At 67.8% G+C, this 16,682-nt stretch carries 20 protein-coding genes and 1 pseudogene; 11 read left to right on the top strand and 10 right to left on the bottom strand.

Annotated elements, in window-relative coordinates; translation table 11 throughout:
* The first annotated feature begins 12 nt into the window (after positions 1 to 12).
* The gene (locus tag JK364_RS50590) at positions 13 to 855 is read left to right on the top strand and encodes a thymidylate synthase family protein (protein WP_201858247.1); all 843 of its coding nucleotides are present in this window, start codon (positions 13 to 15) and stop codon (positions 853 to 855) included.
* 68 nt (positions 856 to 923) lie between these two features.
* Here JK364_RS50590 and JK364_RS50585 read toward each other — a convergent pair whose 3' ends face one another.
* Entirely contained in the window at positions 924 to 1,940 is a 1,017-nt protein-coding gene (locus JK364_RS50585; RefSeq protein WP_201858246.1) for a nucleotide kinase domain-containing protein, read from the bottom strand.
* A gap of 47 nt (positions 1,941 to 1,987) precedes the next feature.
* Between JK364_RS50585 and JK364_RS50580 the strand changes: the two genes are divergently transcribed.
* Positions 1,988 to 2,278 carry a hypothetical protein gene (locus JK364_RS50580; protein ID WP_201858245.1) on the top strand — a complete coding sequence of 97 codons (291 nt, stop codon included), beginning with the start codon at positions 1,988 to 1,990 and terminating at the stop codon, positions 2,276 to 2,278.
* Positions 2,279 to 2,953: 675 nt separating this feature from the next.
* The gene (locus JK364_RS50575; RefSeq protein WP_201858244.1) at positions 2,954 to 4,204 is read left to right on the top strand and encodes an IS256 family transposase; all 1,251 of its coding nucleotides are present in this window, start codon (positions 2,954 to 2,956) and stop codon (positions 4,202 to 4,204) included.
* 31 nt (positions 4,205 to 4,235) lie between these two features.
* On the opposite strand, the gene JK364_RS50570 is transcribed toward JK364_RS50575, so the two are convergent.
* Complete coding sequence (locus tag JK364_RS50570; protein ID WP_201858243.1) at positions 4,236 to 5,045, bottom strand: GNAT family N-acetyltransferase; 810 nt, start codon at positions 5,043 to 5,045, stop codon at positions 4,236 to 4,238.
* 884 nt (positions 5,046 to 5,929) lie between these two features.
* On the opposite strand from JK364_RS50570, the gene JK364_RS50565 reads away from it, so the two are divergent.
* The 3 genes from JK364_RS50565 (at position 5,930) to JK364_RS50555 (ending at position 8,050) form a co-directional block, all read left to right on the top strand.
* The gene (locus tag JK364_RS50565; protein ID WP_201858242.1) at positions 5,930 to 6,193 is read left to right on the top strand and encodes a hypothetical protein; all 264 of its coding nucleotides are present in this window, start codon (positions 5,930 to 5,932) and stop codon (positions 6,191 to 6,193) included.
* Between the two features lie 157 nt (positions 6,194 to 6,350).
* The gene (locus JK364_RS50560; RefSeq protein ID WP_201858241.1) at positions 6,351 to 7,421 is read left to right on the top strand and encodes a helix-turn-helix domain-containing protein; all 1,071 of its coding nucleotides are present in this window, start codon (positions 6,351 to 6,353) and stop codon (positions 7,419 to 7,421) included.
* A 245-nt stretch (positions 7,422 to 7,666) separates the two neighbouring features.
* Positions 7,667 to 8,050, top strand: coding sequence for a hypothetical protein (locus tag JK364_RS50555; protein ID WP_201858240.1), 384 nt, complete (start codon positions 7,667 to 7,669; stop codon positions 8,048 to 8,050).
* A gap of 99 nt (positions 8,051 to 8,149) precedes the next feature.
* Here the strand turns inward: JK364_RS50555 and JK364_RS50550 are convergent, their stop codons facing one another.
* Positions 8,150 to 9,055 carry a Sco1979 family transcriptional regulator gene (locus tag JK364_RS50550; protein WP_201858239.1) on the bottom strand — a complete coding sequence of 302 codons (906 nt, stop codon included), beginning with the start codon at positions 9,053 to 9,055 and terminating at the stop codon, positions 8,150 to 8,152.
* Positions 9,056 to 9,139: 84 nt separating this feature from the next.
* A complete protein-coding gene (locus JK364_RS50545; protein WP_201858238.1) occupies positions 9,140 to 9,379 on the bottom strand; it encodes a DUF397 domain-containing protein in 240 nt (79 codons plus the stop codon).
* 217 nt (positions 9,380 to 9,596) lie between these two features.
* On the opposite strand from JK364_RS50545, the gene JK364_RS50540 reads away from it, so the two are divergent.
* Positions 9,597 to 10,124 carry an ATP-binding protein gene (locus JK364_RS50540; protein WP_201858237.1) on the top strand — a complete coding sequence of 176 codons (528 nt, stop codon included), beginning with the start codon at positions 9,597 to 9,599 and terminating at the stop codon, positions 10,122 to 10,124.
* Positions 10,125 to 10,691: 567 nt separating this feature from the next.
* On the opposite strand, the gene JK364_RS50535 is transcribed toward JK364_RS50540, so the two are convergent.
* Complete coding sequence (locus tag JK364_RS50535) at positions 10,692 to 10,919, bottom strand: hypothetical protein (protein WP_201858236.1); 228 nt, start codon at positions 10,917 to 10,919, stop codon at positions 10,692 to 10,694.
* Between the two features lie 170 nt (positions 10,920 to 11,089).
* Here JK364_RS50535 and JK364_RS50530 point away from each other — a divergent pair, with 170 nt between their 5' ends.
* Together JK364_RS50530 and JK364_RS50525 are read left to right on the top strand one after the other, a co-directional pair.
* The gene (locus JK364_RS50530; RefSeq protein ID WP_201858235.1) at positions 11,090 to 11,539 is read left to right on the top strand and encodes a hypothetical protein; all 450 of its coding nucleotides are present in this window, start codon (positions 11,090 to 11,092) and stop codon (positions 11,537 to 11,539) included.
* Between the two features lie 13 nt (positions 11,540 to 11,552).
* Positions 11,553 to 11,870: pseudogene (locus tag JK364_RS50525) on the top strand (GNAT family N-acetyltransferase); the annotation flags it as partial.
* A 32-nt stretch (positions 11,871 to 11,902) separates the two neighbouring features.
* Here the strand turns inward: JK364_RS50525 and JK364_RS50520 are convergent.
* On the bottom strand, positions 11,903 to 12,094 hold the full coding sequence (locus JK364_RS50520; protein ID WP_201858233.1) for a hypothetical protein: 192 nt from the start codon (positions 12,092 to 12,094) through the stop codon (positions 11,903 to 11,905).
* Positions 12,087 to 12,458: a hypothetical protein gene (locus JK364_RS50515; RefSeq protein ID WP_201858232.1), complete on the bottom strand. Its 372-nt coding sequence runs from the start codon at positions 12,456 to 12,458 to the stop codon at positions 12,087 to 12,089. Before JK364_RS50515 ends, JK364_RS50520 begins: the two co-directional genes overlap by 8 nt.
* A 513-nt stretch (positions 12,459 to 12,971) precedes the next feature.
* On the opposite strand from JK364_RS50515, the gene JK364_RS50510 reads away from it, so the two are divergent.
* Entirely contained in the window at positions 12,972 to 13,577 is a 606-nt protein-coding gene (locus tag JK364_RS50510; protein ID WP_201858231.1) for a dihydrofolate reductase family protein, read from the top strand.
* A gap of 569 nt (positions 13,578 to 14,146) precedes the next feature.
* On the opposite strand, the gene JK364_RS50505 is transcribed toward JK364_RS50510, so the two are convergent.
* Both JK364_RS50505 and JK364_RS50500 read right to left on the bottom strand, forming a co-directional pair.
* Positions 14,147 to 14,413 carry a hypothetical protein gene (locus tag JK364_RS50505; protein ID WP_201858230.1) on the bottom strand — a complete coding sequence of 89 codons (267 nt, stop codon included), beginning with the start codon at positions 14,411 to 14,413 and terminating at the stop codon, positions 14,147 to 14,149.
* Positions 14,414 to 14,612: 199 nt separating this feature from the next.
* A complete protein-coding gene (locus JK364_RS50500; RefSeq protein WP_201858229.1) occupies positions 14,613 to 15,452 on the bottom strand; it encodes a LysR family transcriptional regulator in 840 nt (279 codons plus the stop codon).
* A gap of 93 nt (positions 15,453 to 15,545) precedes the next feature.
* On the opposite strand from JK364_RS50500, the gene JK364_RS50495 reads away from it, so the two are divergent.
* Positions 15,546 to 16,283 (top strand): SDR family oxidoreductase, encoded by a 738-nt coding sequence (locus JK364_RS50495; RefSeq protein ID WP_201858228.1) that lies wholly within the window; start codon positions 15,546 to 15,548, stop codon positions 16,281 to 16,283.
* A 112-nt stretch (positions 16,284 to 16,395) separates the two neighbouring features.
* On the opposite strand, the gene JK364_RS50490 is transcribed toward JK364_RS50495, so the two are convergent.
* On the bottom strand, positions 16,396 to 16,682 hold a 287-nt coding region (locus tag JK364_RS50490; protein ID WP_201858227.1), incomplete at its 5' end, for a transposase.

Raw genomic sequence — 16,682 nt, 5'->3', positions numbered from 1 at the left:
AGGAGCGAGCCGATGCACACGTTCACCGTCGACGCCCCTGACATCTCCCGTGCGTGGCTGGAGGCCTGCACCCGCCTCGCCGGACTGCCGGGAAACCGGGCCTTCCACACGGTCGTCCGCATCACCGATCCGCTGCAGGAGGATCCGCACCTGCGCGTCGAACTCGACCGGCTGCGCGCCGCGCGCACCAAACCGCTGCTCTACCCCGTCGACACAGTCGTCAACACCCTCTTTCCCGTCGAGCTCGCCGCGACATGTGCCACTCACCAGGAACTGACCAGCCGCTACCGGGCGCTGTATCCCCGGCTGTGTGAGGTACGGCGCAACGCGCGCGGAACCTACTTCGGACGGCTCGTCGCCTACCCGGGCACCCACGACAAGCCGGAACCGGTCGACCAGCTCGCCCGAGTCATCCGGCGGCTGGACAAGCTCCGCTCCTCGGCGAAGTGGAGCGCCGTCTACGAGGCCGGCACCGCCCATGTCACAGACGACGACGCCCCGCAGGAGGAAGAAATGGTGCCGACCAGCGCCGGCACCGAGGCCCCGATCAGGGCCGCGGCCCTGGACACCCAGACGCTGGACTTCCCCTGCCTGAGCCACTGCTCCTTCCAGTTCGACAGTGCCACCGACACCGTGCACCTGGCCGCCTACTACCGCAGCCACTACATGTTCGACCGCGCCTACGGCAACTACCTCGCCCTGGGGCACCTGTGCGCCTGGGTCGCCCGGCACACCCAGCTCACGCCGGGCACCCTGACCGTCATGGCCGGATGCGCACGCCTGGACTGCACCAAGTCCGAGCTCAGCACCCTCCAGCACACACTGACCACACCACTGTTCGACCTGGGGGCCTGACCAACCGCACCGCCGGGAACGAGCCAGACGGCCAGCGGCCGCCCGCAGTGCGATGGCACCGCGAGGGACTATGCGTTCAGGCCCCACTTCGGCGGGAACCAGGCCCGCAGCGGTGCGGCATCCAGGCGGTATGCCTGCTTGATCCGCGTGCGGCCGCTGATACCGGCGATCTCCGGGTGGGCAACTCGCGCGTACTTGTCGACCTCGCAGAACAGGTTCTGGCAATCGATCAGCTGCAACGGCCGCCCCTTCAGCCCGGCGAAGGACAGCTGCAGACGGTCGAAGTGGTCACGCTGGGAGTCGGCCATGTAGCGGATGAGGTCCGCCTCGATACCGTCAGCGGCAGAGCCGAAGCACTTCCGGATTCCATCGCGCGCACCGGGCCCGGGCACGACGAAGTCCATCTCAGAAAACGCGAGCTGCGGCGCGTAGTTGAGATCGATGGTGAACTGGTACGCCAGAAACGGGCCGATGGCCGGATAGCCGAGGAGCACCTCGTAGGCCTGGCGCATCGTCGCCGCTTGCCCAACGCGCTCCGCTGCCCCGGAGGTCATCATCATCTCCAGCAGCCGCAGATGGTTGCGGTGCTTGCGGTCCTCCCCCAACTGGGGCGGGGGCACGATGTAGGCCGCCGAGTACAGGCGTTCCCCCCGCGCGAACGCGGCTGACAGCACCCGGTCGTAGCTGCGGTAGTCGTAAGTCTCCCAGCGCACCTCCCCCATTTCGCGGGTCAGCAGCCGCCAGGTGGATTCCTTGTTGAAGATCTTGAACAGCAGGGTGCGGAAGAAGACATCCTCCCAGCCCTGGTGACCCTGGTAGATCACCTCTCCGATCACGGCCTGGCTGACCCGGTCAGCAGCGCGGTAACAGTTGGTGAACCGGTGCCCGGCCAGGATCGGATCATCGGTCCACGGCCGGCTCCGGCCCGCCAGACGGGCCTCGTATACGGCCTGCCGGGCCGAGGCGAAACGCCAATAGGTGTCGAACACCGGCGTCGGCTGCAGCACCCGGCCCGCCACCTGCACCGCGCTCGGCACGGACTCGAGGACGGTGGATGCCTGACGGTCTTGCAGCAGCCTCACCATACGCGCAATATATATTCGTTATGGGTAACTGTCACCGAGGGGGCGCCATGGAATTGCTGTGCCACCAAAAGCGCCGCACGACCTCGGTGACCTGGCCCGGGGACGTCGACCGCAGGCTGAACATCCTGGTCCGTGCCTGTGCGGCAGCCGGTGAACGCACCTCCCGCGCGGAACTGCTGGCCGCGCTGGTAGCCACAACCGTCGTCGAGCCCGAACGGCTGGCCGCCCTCCTGCACCGCTACCGCCGCCTGCCGGCCGACGCACTCGCCGACGACGAGGACCGCGACGACCTCCCCGTCGTCCGCCTTCCAGGCCCACGCCGCACTACCTCGCCCTAACGAACCATCGCCGCAGAAGTCACCAGGGCCGGCCACGCAGGTCACCGGAGCCGTCGCGCCGCCTGTGGCCAAGGGCAGCGGGCGCGTGCCCGCGGCGATGCGGCCAGACGTCGACCGCGCGAGCTCCGGCCACCTTGGGTCGCGGCCAGCGCCGGCCCGAGCGTTGCCTCCACAGGCAGTTCCTCCCGTCCACGCTCGCTCATCCGGCGAGGCCGTCGTCAGCAGACACATCACGCAGCGGGCTGACTCGAACGCGGCTGGGTCCCTGGACATCCCCGTTCCCCGCACCAGGCATAGGCCGCTTCAGGTGGCTGGGCATGATCTCCTGGTGGTCTGCTCGGCCCGGTGCGGCCGAAACGCAGGTGGCGGAGTGGCCATTCTCGATCTGCGGAGCAGGAGAGGCAGTCCCAGCCGCCCTGGTCGGCGATCACGGTGCCGCCCCTGTCCTTGGTACGCGCGAGGGAGGCCAGGCCGACACGAAGGGAGCACCCGGTCCAGGAACGGCGCCTCAAGGCCGAGCCGAGATCCGTTTGATGGCGCGGGTCGCGGAGTCGAGCAATGCTCGGAACCTGTGGATCGGTGCCGGAAGGAACGCGGAGGGCGTACCTTCCCGAATGATCCCTTGAAGGTCTCCGAGTAGGCCCGCGTTACAGCGCGGGTCGGGAAGGTACGCCCGTGCTCAGCGTAGTCACCGACGACGGCTCCACCCAGTCTGGCTCCCTGATCGACGAGATCGTCCGTGAAGGCGCCCGCCGCATGCTCGCCGCCGCTCTGGAGGTGGAAGTCAACCAGTACATAGCCGAGTTGGCCGCCGAGACCGACGAGCACGGGCGGCGCCTGGTCGTCCGCAACGGCCACCATCGGCCCCGCACCGTCGTCACTGCGGCCGGGCCGGTCGAGGTCACCGCGCCGCGCGTCAACGACCGCCGCGTTGACGAGGCCACCGGCGAGCGCAAGCGGTTCTCCCCCAAGATCCTCGCGCCGTGGTGCCGCAAGTCACCGAAGATCTCGGAGGTGCTGCCGCTGCTCTACCTGCACGGACTGTCGTCCGGGGACTTCGTCCCGGCGCTGGAGCAGTTCCTCGGCGGCACCGCCGGGCTCTCGCCCGCGACGGTGACCCGGCTGACGAAGCAGCGGTGCGACGACCACGCCGCCTTCCAGGACCGCGACCTGTCCGACCGCGACTTCGTCTACATCTGGGCCGACGGGGCCCACCCCAAGGTGCGGCTCGGGCAAGCGCACTCGTGCGTCCTGGTCCTGCTCGGCGTCCGCCTGGACGGCACCAAGGAACTGATAGCTCTGGCCGAGGGCCTGCGGGAGTCCACCGAGTCCTGGGCCGACCTGCTGCGCGACTGCCGCCACCGCGGCATGCGCGACCCCGAGCTGGTGGTCGGCGACGGCGCGATGGGCCTGTGGAAAGCGCTGGTTGAGGTGTTCCCGGCCGCACGGCACCAGCGCTACTGGGTCCACAAAGCCCGGAATGTCGCGAACTGTCTTCCGAAGTCCGCACAGCCGGGCGCGACGAAGGCGATGCAGGAGATGTACAACGCGGAGGACAGCGCTCACGCCGAGAAGGCGATCAAGGCGTTCGCCCGCACCTACGGCACGAAGTGGCCCAAGGCCGTCGCGAAGATCACCGAGGACCGGGACGAACTGCTGGCGTTCTACGACTTCCCGGCCGAGCACTGGGTCCACCTGCGGACCACGAATCCCATCGAGTCGACATTCTCAACCGTCAAGCTACGCACGAAGGTCACCCGAGGCGCCGGCAGCCCGGCAGCCGCGCTCGCGATGGTGTTCAGGCTCGTCGAATCCGCCCAGTCCCGCTGGCGCGCGATCACCGGAGCCCACCTGGTGTCCCTGGTCCGCGCCGGCGCACGATTCAAGAACGGCGTCCTGGTCGAACGCGAGGAGCAGGCCGCATGAACGTCCACGTTGTCTTATGTGGTGAGCGCGCCTACATGGGCGGCGTGAGACCGTAGTACGGCAGGGTCCTGACCGGGCGAAAGCCGAGCTTGGTTGCGAGGGCGACCGAGGCGTGGTTGCCCTCCCGGCAGGACCAGACGGGCATGACGCCCTGCGCCAGGAGGTCCTCGATCATGCGAGCCGCGGCGGCGGTGGCGAGACCTTGTCCCCGCGCATCGGGGTGGGTCTCGATCCCGAGTTCCAGCTCGTCGTCGAAGCGAAACGCTGCAAAGGCAAGGGCGCCCCGCAAACCGTCGTTCTCGACCCGCCAGCCGCCGCCGCGCTCGAGGAAGTCCTCAGCGTCGTCCCAGAACTCCGCCGGTACGACCGACCCCGGCCGCGCGAAGTCCGACGCGTCGGCCGGCACGACTGACCAGCCGTCCGGAACCGCGATGCGGTCTCGACCCGCCCGGAACAGGTTGGGATCGAATTCGAAGTTGACTCGCCGGTGGATGCTGACAGCGGATCTTCCGCCGGAAGCGGTGAGCTTCTCCTCCCAGGGCAGCGACACCCACCGCGGGTCGATCTGAAGCCACTCGTCGCGGGTGCGATACCGGCCCTCTCGCAAATGGGCGTTGATCTCGTCGAACGCGCGATCAACCCCGTCGCCCCAGATCAGCGACATGCCGTACGGATGCACGACGTAAAGTGCCGCGCTCCCCTCGGATTCCGACGTCCAGACCTGCCCGCCGACCAAGCCCTCGACCACCGCGCGCGCGAAGCCCACGTTCGCGTCGACCTGCAGGAGCTCACCCGCCAGCACTGAGCCGCTTTCCGCCAGCATCTGGGTTCCCGATCGCATCACCGGATACTAACGCCGTGCTCTGCAGGTTCGTAACAGGATCTTGCTGAGGCGCCCCGATCGGGCATGACCCTTGTGAGGCCTGATCGTTCGGCGGGTGTGGCGACTCGGTCGTGGAATGGGCCGAGGCCACCGTGGCCCGATCATGGATCGGGCGATCCACAACTCTTGACAATTGCCCCCGGAGTCGGGGCCCATGGCACTTGGCCGTGCCGGTGTCCAGCGGCTGACCGCTCTCGTCCTTGCAACGGCTGTGTGAGGGCACAGCCGTACTGGCAGGTGCCAGCACGTGCGACCGGCCGGGGATCGACAACCCGGACAACCCTTCATACAAACAGTTCAGAGCTGGCAGCTGCTCCTCTGCACTTCCGCCTTATGCAGGCCGCGGCTCACGAGACACCGGCGAGCGCCGGAGTGATGTCACAGAAGGTCAACCGTCGTCCTCAGCCGGCGGCCCATTGGCTTGCACACGTCGGGGCTGCTCTTCCGAGATGGCGAATCCGTAGTGCACGAAGGCCGTCCGGGCGCGCTCTGCGGCTGATAGGTGCAAAGAGCGCCCCAGCTGCTTTCCTGACCCGCTTTCCGCGCCCCCGCGCCGACCTCTGACCTGCTGGCTTGTCAAGCGATCTTTCGGATCTGCCTCCGATTTAGCTCTTTCCGGGGGTGGCGACGGCCGCGCCCGAAATCGGGCAGCTGTTCGTCAAGATCCCTCATTCCGGGGATTAGTCATCGCTGCATATCGGAATGCTGCGCGATCAACCGCTTATATGGCGGAAGATGGCATTGAGGGATTACGGTCCCTTGACACGAGGAACCCCGGGCGGGCTGACAACCAACACCGGGGCTCCCCATATGCCCTAGCCAAGAAAGGCAAACAAGTACCCATGCCTGACCGGTTTTCTGTCGCCGCTGCGCCGCAGTCGGCAACTTGCGACGACGTTAACATTCCGCGCCCCGGACCGAGTGAAACGCGCATCATGAGTGCGCGGACTGTCACGGCACAAGCCAGCGCGTTCCTGGCGATGCCAGTGCTCCTCGTCATCCTCATCAGTAGCTCCTGGACGGCTCCCGCCACAAGCAGTGTGGTGGCGCTGCTGCTTGCCACACGCAAGTCGTACTGCCGTTACCTGCGGATCCGCCTGAACTGACCGCCTCGTGCTGCCCGGGGGTGGTGACGGTTCCGTCACCGCCCCTGGGCGAGCCGAGCGGATCACACCAGTTGCGGTGGTACCGCATTCCTCTTCCCCGGTGCGCCAGAACCGGACGCACCCGGGGAGAAACGCGACATGCACTCATGGAGGAACGATGGGGGGCAACAGTCCCCGCTACGAAGATTGCCGCCACTGCCAGGAATCTTTTGTCCAGAAAGAGGGACCCGGGCGGAAGAAGGCCTACTGCAGCATCGCGTGCCGGCAGAAGGCGCAGCGGAAGCGGGATGGCCGGTCGACGCAGCGGGCGCGCGCCGATCACCCTCTGGGCCGGCATATTGCGGAGGAGCTCCAGGTCCTGGCCGCGTCCTTGCTCGAGGTGGAGTACGACGGGCAGCCGCTGGAGGTCTTGCTGCGCACCGCCGAGGAGGTGGCACGTGAGGTCGAGTACTACGTGGCAGCGGCAGTTCAGGATGCCCGGAGCAAGGGAGCGGGCTGGGGCAGCGTGGCAGATGCCGCGAACGTCAGCACAACGACGGCGCGGACCACGTGGGCTGAGAGCAAGGTCCGGCGGCAGCTTGAGCGCCGGGCAGCGGACCGGGCCGAGCGCCGCCCGCGCGCTGCGGCGCCTCACGCGGAAGGTCTGAGTCCTGAACAGGGCAAGGCTCTGTCACAGGCATCGGAGCGCGCATCGGCGAAGCTCGCATCAGCGCTGTTGTATCTGCACCAGGCCAGTGGGCTGACGATCAAATGCGTGGCCCAGCACACTTCGCTGTCGCCGTCCCACGTGTCGCGGCTGTTGTCGGGTGAACGGACGCCGACGTGGTCGGTGTTGTGCACGCTGGTCAGGTTGTGCGGCGGCGATCCCGCTGACCTGCGGGTGCTGTTCGAGAACGCGCACGGCCTGGTGCCGCTCACCCGGCATGCGGTTCCCGACGCGGCAGAACGGCTGTTGGCCGCGCTGCAAGGGCTGTATCTGGCTGCCGGACGCCCGGAATACGGGCGGGTCCGCCACGCGTCACACGGTGTGCTCACCACGCAGGACATCCGGGACATTCTCGAAGGGCAGATGGTTCCGACCTGGGAGGCGACCTCGGCGCTGGTCTCCGCCCTGGACGCCTGGCCTGCCGACATCCGGCCTCTGTGGGAGGCCGTTCACTACGCCTTCTTGGTGTGCCTCGATCCGGTTCCTCACGAGTCTGCGGTCCCCCGGCCTGACGGCGGCTGAGATGTGCCGGTCGCCCGACCCCGCGTACTGAGTTCAGCCGGTTGTCCAGCACCAGGAGTGACGTCATGATTCTGCCTTCACGCTGCCGCGAACAGGTCCCTGCGACGGCGTCGCGCCCGCAACCGCCCGACACTGCGCTTCCACGAGCGGTCGCTGTAGCGGTGCCGCGGGCGTACACCGCTTTTTGCCTGCTGCACCAAGATCGGTACCTCAGCTACGCACGAGAGCGGGTACAGGATGGGCGGGTGAGCCGGAAGGTGGTTGAGACGGCGCTGGGGGACCTGGCCACGATCTGGCCAGCGGTCATCAGCAGTTCTCGTCCGGCGGCTGTCGTGTGGGGGCTGCTGAATACGTTGATTTCTTCTGCGGTACACGCTCGGCAGGAAATCGCGACGATGCCGGTGGATGCGGTGCACCGGGTGCTGCCGGCCGCCCAGGCTGATTCGGTGATTCTGCTCTGCCGCCTGCGGCTGAGTGAAACGCAGGCGGCAGAGCTGATGGGCGTGGACGAGTGGGCGGTCACCAGCCATTTACGGATGGCACAGCGGAACATGCCCGGCGAGCTGACCTCGGCGCCAGCTACGTCACCGGCGCTGGCGCCTCCGCTGCTGCGGAGTGCCTGTCAGTGACACCGCTTGCGGCACGGCCCGGGTGTGCACGACTGGCCTGCGCTGGAGGAAGGGTGGGACGTTGCCGCCGCCGGCCGAGTCCAGTTCGGCGCTCTGCCGTCAGTAGCGGCGCGCGTTTTCCAGGAGGTGAAAGCTTTCTTTTGGCGATAGGGAAGCCATGCTGAGCGTGTCGAGCACGGAGCGGTAGTGTTCGACCTGTTCGGGCTTGTCCAGGTAGTCGGCGTTGCCCAGCTGTTCGAGGTAGATGATGTCGGGAAGGTCAGGGAGATCGAAACGCAGGTGCGTGATCGGGAACCCGGCAACGGCACAGCGGGGCTCGCTAAGGGGTGCGATTTGCACCCGGACATTCGGCAGGCGCGCCATGTCCACGAGGTGGCCTATTTGGGCGCGCATGACCTGCTCACCGCCGACGGGTCGGCTCAAGGCGGCTTCGTCGAGGATGGCCCACAGGTGGGGAGGTTCGCTGCGCGTGAGCAGAGCGCGCCGGTCCATCCGCAGCTCGACCCGGGCGTCTATCTCTTCCTGGGCAGCGACCGGATAGCCGAGGCGAGTCACAGCCCGGGCGTAGTCGGCGGTCTGCAGCAGCCCGGGCACCAGCTGCACCTCATAGGTGCGGATGACGGAGGCGGCCTCCTGGAGGCCGATCAGCTTGCCGAACCAGTCCGGGAGAACGCCGTCGTATCGCTGCCACCAGCCGGACCGCCGGGACAGATCGACCATTTGCGCGAAGCATGCGAGGACTTGCTCGTCGCATACACCGTACAGAGCGAGCAAGTCCATCACGTCTGGTTCCTTGCAGGCCACGTTGCCGCGTTCCAGACGGCTGATCTTGGCCTCTGAGCCACCGATGTGACGGCCCGCCGCTTCCGCCTCGATACCGGCTTGCTTACGCATCTTGCGCAGCAGATTTCCCAGCACTAGCCGCATTGCCGTGGGGCTGTGCGACGAAGCGGCGAGGTAGTGCTCCAGCGACTCTTTATCGACCGGTCTGGCAGAGACGGGCATGCGGGACTCCTGGAGAAGAACGCGATGACGAACATCAGTTTCTCAGGATGACCACCACCAAGGGCCGGAATAGACCATTCCGGCTCAGCCCTGGGTGCCGATTCGGTCAAACTCACCGTCCCTGGCCCCTGCAATGAATGCCGCGATCTCCTCCCGTGTGTACACCAGCGCAGGGCCCTGCGGGTCACGCGAGTTACGTACAGCCACCTCTCCCCCGGCCAGAGCAGCCAGCTCAACGCAGTTCCCGTCTGCAGCACTGTGCCGGCTCTTCACCCAGACCACACTCTGCAGGGCGTCTGCCGGGAGGCCGTTTACGTGTTCCAATGTACGTCTACTTTCGATTTTCCGTTCGATGCCATCGGGCTGATCGCTTGAAGCGAATCACGATAGGTACACGCGTTCCCATTCATCTCCCGGTCAGGGCAAATTCTCGATGCAATTGCATCCGGGTTGGAGCGGCGAGGATACTAGCCAGGGCAGGCAAGGGTTTCGACCCGCAACTGGACGTCTTTCGGGGGATTGAGTGCGCATACAGGCAGCAGTGGCGATCAGGGAGGCCATCGGGGTTCAGATCGCCCTCTCGTCGGCCGATACGCATCCACTCGAAATGACGACTTCCGCCCGGCCGGTGGCACCGGACTGGGGTTTGGCCCTCGGCATCAGCTCAGCCGGGTTCGCCGCCCGCGCCTTCACAGGTGATCGCCGCAGCCTGGAGGGCGTCCGCCGTTTCACACGCGAGGTTCTCAGCGCCTGGGGACTGACTGCCCTCGCCGACGACATGACGACGGTAGTCAGCGAGCTGGTCACCAACGCACTGCGGCATGCCCTCGAAGGATGCGAACAATCCCCAGGAAAAGCGTGGCTCGGCATGTTGCGCACTGGTGGGGCTCTGGTCTGCGCGGTTGCCGATCCAGACCCTTCCCCGCCGCTGCCCCAAGCTCCAGGCCCTCTCGCGGAAGATGGGTGGGGCCTGCGCATCGTCGATGCCCTCACCAGCCAGTGGGGCTACTGCGAGACCGACAGCTACGGGAAGGCCGTATGGGCGCGGATCGCTCTGCCTTCGGCGTGAAGCCATCACGCCCGGGCCCGCAGGCCCCGAGGGTATTGCCGCCTTTGCCATCCGGCCGGCGGCCAACCGCGTCCGCCCCGCCGTCGGCTGTCAGCTCCACCCAGAGGGCAGCCGGATTGCCCAGCGCTGTGGGCGCGGCCAGGAGGGCGTGTGCGAGGTGCTCCGCGGCGGCGCCGGGCGCGAGGCGTCACGCAGCGCTTTCAGGGGCTCGGCGGGGTCGAGGACAACGAGCGTCTGGCGCGGAATCCGATTCGCAAGCCCGCCCTTGGGCGCGGCCAGGGTGGCCATTGATGGTGATGCCGTCGATGCGGCTTCACTCGGGGGTGGGACCAGGGCCGGTGGACCGGCTCCCGTGACCGCGGTGATGACGGCTACCCCAAGCGGGTCTCCGCCCGCCTCGACACTCCTCTCGTCGCCCGGGTCATCGCCGCCTGCTGACGTATCTCCACCCCCGCATCACGCCCGGTACCAGCATGTGTAGGTGAGCAAGCCAGCTTGTGCTGGAAGGACTGGACACGGGTGCGAAACAGTACGCAGTCCCCGGTCCGGAGCTGCCCGCACGCGTCGTCACCGGCGCGGGGACCGGCAGCGGTCGATGGGCTCCGCGGCGAAGGTGCCGTCGTGCAACCGCACGTTGGTGAGTTCAAACCACTGTTCCTGGCCGTTGAGCGTCTGGGCGATAAGCGTCCCTACCGGACGGGTGGTGGTCACCGGTACGTTCCGTTCCCACATGTCGAGGCTGCGGTCGAAGCGCTGCGCGTTGCCGAGCTCGACCGTGACTACAGCAGGCTCCACGCGCTCGCCGACCGACTGGCGCTCCCCATCGATGGCTGGCTTGCTCCCGGCGAGCGAGAGCTCATCCGCGGCGTCGACTTCAACGCGCCGCCTGGCGCGTTCCTGCGGTTCCTGCGCGCGCAGGCCAAGAAGCGGGGGTACGCCTCAACGGCCGGGCGACCGCCGGGAGCGTGTGGGTTCGCCCGACGCTGTCGCCCGCCGAGAAGCAGAAGCGGGAGAGAGACCCCGAGCACTATCCCGGGTGGGTGGACCGCTGGACCGGGCACGTCGAACCGGAGGACGTCCTCCCCCGGCCCTGGGTGGGCGGCAGAGGCCGGGACCTCGGCCATGGCGCGACACCGGTGCAGTTCCACATCGTGAAGCCGCCGAGCGAGAACGAGTGCCCCTGCGGCATGAGCCTGCGAGAGCCCTTGGACGACGGCAGAGAGCACTCCGCCCACCACGCGGCGTGGGCGTTCGGCATCCGGGCACCCAGGAACCTGGACTGGCGGGGCGATCTCGCCGTCGTGACAGCGCAGTCGCCGATCGCGTGGCGGAAGCCGGCCTACCAGGTGGCGCGTATGCCGCAGAGGGAAAACCACGACGACCTCAACTCGTGGTCCCGCCTCGGCGAGTCTTGAGGAGACCTCGGACAACGTGCGGGCGTACCTGTTGGAGACGAACGGGTACGTCACCGGTTACCTGGCCGCCCACGACACCCGTGAGCACCGCCGCTGGGATCCGACCGGCGGGGCACTGCGCGGCGGCAAGGACAACACCCCGCGCCCCCGCATCATCCTGATCTGGGTAGCGGACGCCTGCCGCCGCCAGGGCGTCGGCGCCACGCTCGTGCAGGCACTCGCCGACGACTTCGGGTGCCAGGTCACCGATGGGTCCTGGTCCGCCCCGGTCAGTGATGCGGGCCGGCGCCTCGCGCGCCGGGTCTCACCCGCGGGCATCTGGGTCAGCTGACCCGCTGCCATCCCCCTGGCGGCTGTCCCGCATCACGGTTCTTCGCTCCCGCGGTGTTCCTGGCTTCGGGGACACAGGCAGGCGGCCGGGCATGCCTCGCATCCGCGGTAGTCGAGCAGGCCGCCGGCTTCCACGGCGGCGAACAGCTGGCGTGCGTGGTCGGGTCCGTTGACACCGTCGAGTTGCCCGAACTCCTCTGCATCGGGCTCCTCCAGGTCAGCCATCCGGCCCCGCATTCCATGGATCACCCGGGTTCTTGGGCCTTCCTGCGACGATGCGCAGCAGCGGAGTCCGCTCGTGGACCTCGACGAGCATGGCACCGCCTGCGTGCAGCCTGTGGATGGATTTCCGTACGTCCCCTGAGTCGCCGGTGCCGAGTCGGCCGGCGACTTCTTCGATGGTCAAGAGCGTGGCCGAGTCGTCTCCTGTGATCAGGCCCAGCTTGCCGGTGTCGATCGCCATGTCGAGATGACGTGCCGCCATCGGCACCCCGTAGTCGTAGAACCCGGCCGGTTTGGCCAGGCGGGTCAGCAGGTCACGTGCTTCGGTCTCCAGCCGTGGATCTGCGTGGTCGTAGGAGGTGTCCATGTCGGGTGATGTTTCGAACCACTCTTCGTCAAGTTCGCCAGGCGGATGGAGTTGCCGGAGAGTGTGATCAACGCGAGGCCGTCGCAGTCGGCGCGGCTTGCGCGGCTTGTGTCGTCCCGTACCTGGTGGCCGTGACGTTGTTCAGCGGCTCCACCATGACGACTTCACGTGGCCCCGTTGTGCGGATGTTCTGTGTATGCCGGACGTCCCGAAGTGGCCCCCGGGGGACGGCCCGGAGCGGGACCGTCAGGGATCTGGTTGTGGGGCCGTTCCGGGGTGGGGCTGAGCTGGAGCTTTGGCAGAACTCAAACCGCGGCGCCCAATCGTGCGAGATCATTCCCCGACTGCGTGCATAGTGCAATCATGCAGGCCTCCGGGCCCTCCGAAGCAGTGCCGTCCGCCGGCCTGACCGGCTGCAGCGTCATGGGTTTTGTCGTTACTCCACAGCGCGGCCGATGAGTTTGTGGCTCCCGGCCGGTCCAAGCTCGTGACACCCCAGGAAAGGACACCGCCATGCCGGAGCTTCTCGTCGACTTCATCACCTCCCTCGACGGCTACGCATCGGGAGAGGGATGGCCCGGGTTCTGGGGCCTCGAGGGCCCGGAGTACCTCGCATGGCTCGGCGGGCAGCCCGAGGCCACCTACCTGATGGGAGCGAACACCTACCGCCTGATGTCCGGCTTCGCCGCAGGCGGGGTCCCCAATGGCCAGGACGAGTTCAGGCCCGAGGAAGAGGCGTCTGTCGACGAGCTCACGCAAGCGTCCAAGGTGGTGTTCTCCTCCTCACTCCAGGAGCCGCTGACGTGGGCCAACTCCACGCTCGTCCGCGACGACGCCGTCGAGGCGGTCCGCGCCATGAAGTCGAGTGGCTCGGGACTCCTCAGCACGATCGGCAGCCTCAGCCTGTGCCGGTCCCTGCTACGAGCCGGACTCGTCGACCGCTTCCGGGTCGTGATGTTCCCGGTGATCACCGGGGCCACGGGCGAAGAACGCATCTACGACGGCTATCCGGACGTTGCCCTCGAGATGATCGGGCACCGCACCTTCGACGGCCGCATCCAGCTGGTCGAGTACAAGCCCCGCGTGCTCGAGCACCCGCCGCTCGGCGTCCCCGCATGACCTCGCCCCGGTCCGCCGGTCCGGACGGCCGCCAGGCCGGCGCCGGCGGGCGCGGAGCAAGACCTGACAGGGGGCGAACGGCCAACGTCAGGACGCCCGATCCAGGCCGTGGCCGCGTGAGGGTGTCGGCATGATGGCCGACACGCCGCCCATCGACGCTGAGGACACCCTCGACGACAAGATGTGCGCCCCGGTCGTCAACGAGGCGACTGGCGAGGTGCGGATGCTGGCCGAGCGGTGTGCGACGTGCATCTTCCGGCCGGGGAACCCATTCCGCGCCACGATTCCCGGGCTTTCCACACACCGATCCTCTCGTGCGAAAGCTGCCCAGGAGTCAGAAAGCAAGGCACTCACAGAACGTTACGGATCAGCGGGAAGCCGGACAGCTTCTCACCCGGGCATGCCTGCACGGGCTGCATGCCCGGCTGAGCGAAGACGCCGACTCGCTGCTCACGCCAAGGAGACGGACGAAGACCTTAAGGAAGAAGCCGGCCATCGTGCCCGGAAGCGCGCATTCTCGCGAGCCCGGCGAGCCCCGGCGAGCCCCGGGCGCACCTGGCGGCCGGAGGTCAACGACGTCCGCTCGTTGACTCCTCTTCGGTCGCGCGGCGCAGGCGCTCGTCGAGGCGTCGCCTGCGTGCTCCGTCTTCGTCGTGCGGGATCTGCGCAGCGGGCGGCGTCCGGTCCGCCGCCTGCCGGCGGAGGTGAGCGCCGCACCGGTCGGTCGCCTTCCACACGGTCTCGGGGACGGGCTGGTACGGCCAGGTGATGAGCAGGTAGTCCCCGACGGGCTCGTCGGTGCCCTCGTCGTACAGCAGGTCGCCTCCGCTGTTCACATTTCACGATCAGCACGCTCGGCCAGTGGCTTGTCACACAACGTTGGCCGGGTATTCGGTCCACCGCCGGGTGGGTGACTGGGGTGCGAAGCGGGTCGTCGGCTCGGCGCGGACGTTGTGCCAGCGGACAGGGGAGGCGTTTGAGCTGCCGGTTGCTTGATAGGGGCTGCCGTTGGATGGCCGCCCTCTTAATTCGAGTTCAAAGACGTGTTGCCACGCGGATCAGGTCAGCAACTGTACGAAGGCGGCTGTGCGGCGGCCAGGCGATCACCGTTGTCACGGGCGGAGCGTCCAGGACCGGCACGGCGGCGAGGTCTGGGCGCAGGCCGACGCCGGCCGACTCGGGAACGACCGCGGTGGTACGGCCGAGCGCGATCAGCTGGAAGAGCTCTGTCAGGTTCCGTACCTCTGCGCCGGGCCCTTCCGGGTAGTTGCCGCCGGGACCGGGCCAGCGGGCCATCGGGAGCTCCGGCAGTGCGGTGACGTCGGCCATCCGGACCGGGGAGCGGTCGGCGAGCGGGTGCGAGGCCGGCAGGATCGCGACCTGCCCCTCGGTGTACAGGGCTTCGGTGTCGAGCCCGGCTGCTGAGTCGCAGGGCAGGTTCAGCAGAGCCACATCGGCCTGCCCCTCGTGCAGCAACCGCTGGTGCTGGTGTGCCTCGCAGAGCAGCAGATCGACGGTGGCTGCGCCGGGTTCCGCGGCGTAGGCGTCGAGCAGTTTCGTCAGCAGCTCGCCGGCGGTGCCGGATTTGACGGCGAGGACGAGGCTGGGGTGCGCCGTCGCGGCCCGTTGCGTACGCCGCTCAGCCGCGGTTACCGCGCTGAGGATCGCGCGTCCTTCGGCCAGCAGCACGGCTCCGGCCGCGGTGAGCGTGACCTTGCGGCTGGTGCGTTCCAGCAGCGCGATGCCGAGCCGCCGTTCGAGCTGGGTGATCGTGCGCGACAGGGGCGGCTGGGCCATCCCAAGGCGCTGGGCAGCCTTGCCGAAATGCAGCTCCTCGGCGACGGCGACGAAGTACCGCAGCTCGCGTATTTCCATGAGCACAGGCTAATGACGGCCCACGGCAGATCGATACCGACCGGGTATCGCTGCACTACCGAGAGGGTGTTGGTGCCCGACCGCGGGGCGGGCATGCTCACTGTCGTGAGCGAGAAGACGATCGCGCTGGTCACCGGCGCGAACAAGGGAATCGGGTACGAGATCGCGGCCGGGCTCGGCGCGCGCGGCTGGAGTATCGGTGTCGGCGCCCGGGACGAGCAGCGCCGCCAGGACGCCGTGGCGAAGTTGCGCGCGACCGGTGCCGACGCGTTCGGCGTACCCCTGGACGTGACCGACGACGAGAGCGTGACCGCCGCGGTCCAACTGATCAAGGAGCGGGCAGGACGGCTCGACGTACTGGTCAACAACGCCGGCGCTGTCGGTAGCTGGCCGCAGGAACCCACGACCACCGACCTCGAGACCGTGCGGCGGCTGGTGGAGACCAACGTCATCGGCGTCATCAGGGTCACCAACACGATGCTTCCGCTGCTGCGCCGCTCGGCGCACCCGCGGATCGTCAACCAGTCCAGCCACGTCGGCTCCCTGACTCTGCAGACCACACCTGGTGTCGACCTCGGGGGGATCAGCGGGGGCTACGCACCGACCAAGACCTACCTCAACGCCATCACCATCCAGTACGCCAAGGAACTGAGCGGCACCAACATCTTGATCAACAATGCCTGCCCCGGTTACGTGGCCACCGACCTCAACGGATTCAGCGGGACCCGGACCCCCGAGCAGGGCGCGGCGATCGCCATCCGGCTGGCGACCCTGCCGGACGACGGCCCGACCGGCCAACTGTTCGATGACAACGGGGTCGTGCCCTGGTGACCTGACCCCTCGGATATGTCCTCGCCGATCAGGCCGCCGCCGGTCGGACCCACGCGCACTCGGCGAAGATCGCTGTCGCCGGGCTGGGCGACGTCCCATGGCTTTACGCAGCCTAGGCTGGGTATTCGGTCCAATGCCGGATGGGTGACTCAGGTACGAAGCCCGTCTTCTGCTCGGCGCGGGCGATGTGCCAGCGTATGTAGGCGGCGATGGCGGCGTTCTGCTCGTCGTGCGTGTGGTGGTCCGTGCCGTTGAGCGCGAAGTAGCGCAGCGCGGCGAACTCGGACTCGATCCAGTTCAGCCAGGAGCCGTAGGTCGGAAGGAAGACGAGCTCGATGTCGTTGTCGGCGGCCCAGGTGCGGACCTCGGCGAGCTTGCGCGGGGAGAAGTTGTCCAGCA

The organism is Streptomyces endocoffeicus (genome assembly GCF_016741935.1).
Classification (GTDB): domain Bacteria; phylum Actinomycetota; class Actinomycetes; order Streptomycetales; family Streptomycetaceae; genus Streptomyces; species Streptomyces endocoffeicus.
This window is presented reverse-complemented; position numbering and strand designations above follow the sequence as displayed.

What these genes read in the sequence shown, in the direction of transcription:
- JK364_RS50550 (WP_201858239.1), bottom strand. Translation starts at nt 9,055, where the DNA reads ATGCCCGTCTCTGCCAGACCGGTCGATAAAGAGTCGCTGGAGCACTAC.
- JK364_RS50580 (WP_201858245.1), top strand. Translation starts at nt 1,988, where the DNA reads ATGGAATTGCTGTGCCACCAAAAGCGCCGCACGACCTCGGTGACCTGG.
- JK364_RS50565 (WP_201858242.1), top strand. Translation starts at nt 5,930, where the DNA reads ATGCCTGACCGGTTTTCTGTCGCCGCTGCGCCGCAGTCGGCAACTTGC.
- JK364_RS50590 (WP_201858247.1), top strand. Translation starts at nt 13, where the DNA reads ATGCACACGTTCACCGTCGACGCCCCTGACATCTCCCGTGCGTGGCTG.
- JK364_RS50560 (WP_201858241.1), top strand. Translation starts at nt 6,351, where the DNA reads ATGGGGGGCAACAGTCCCCGCTACGAAGATTGCCGCCACTGCCAGGAA.
- JK364_RS50500 (WP_201858229.1), bottom strand. Translation starts at nt 15,452, where the DNA reads ATGGAAATACGCGAGCTGCGGTACTTCGTCGCCGTCGCCGAGGAGCTG.
- JK364_RS50495 (WP_201858228.1), top strand. Translation starts at nt 15,546, where the DNA reads ATGCTCACTGTCGTGAGCGAGAAGACGATCGCGCTGGTCACCGGCGCG.
- JK364_RS50510 (WP_201858231.1), top strand. Translation starts at nt 12,972, where the DNA reads ATGCCGGAGCTTCTCGTCGACTTCATCACCTCCCTCGACGGCTACGCA.
- JK364_RS50515 (WP_201858232.1), bottom strand. Translation starts at nt 12,458, where the DNA reads ATGGACACCTCCTACGACCACGCAGATCCACGGCTGGAGACCGAAGCA.
- JK364_RS50570 (WP_201858243.1), bottom strand. Translation starts at nt 5,045, where the DNA reads ATGCGATCGGGAACCCAGATGCTGGCGGAAAGCGGCTCAGTGCTGGCG.
- JK364_RS50585 (WP_201858246.1), bottom strand. Translation starts at nt 1,940, where the DNA reads ATGGTGAGGCTGCTGCAAGACCGTCAGGCATCCACCGTCCTCGAGTCC.
- JK364_RS50520 (WP_201858233.1), bottom strand. Translation starts at nt 12,094, where the DNA reads ATGGCTGACCTGGAGGAGCCCGATGCAGAGGAGTTCGGGCAACTCGAC.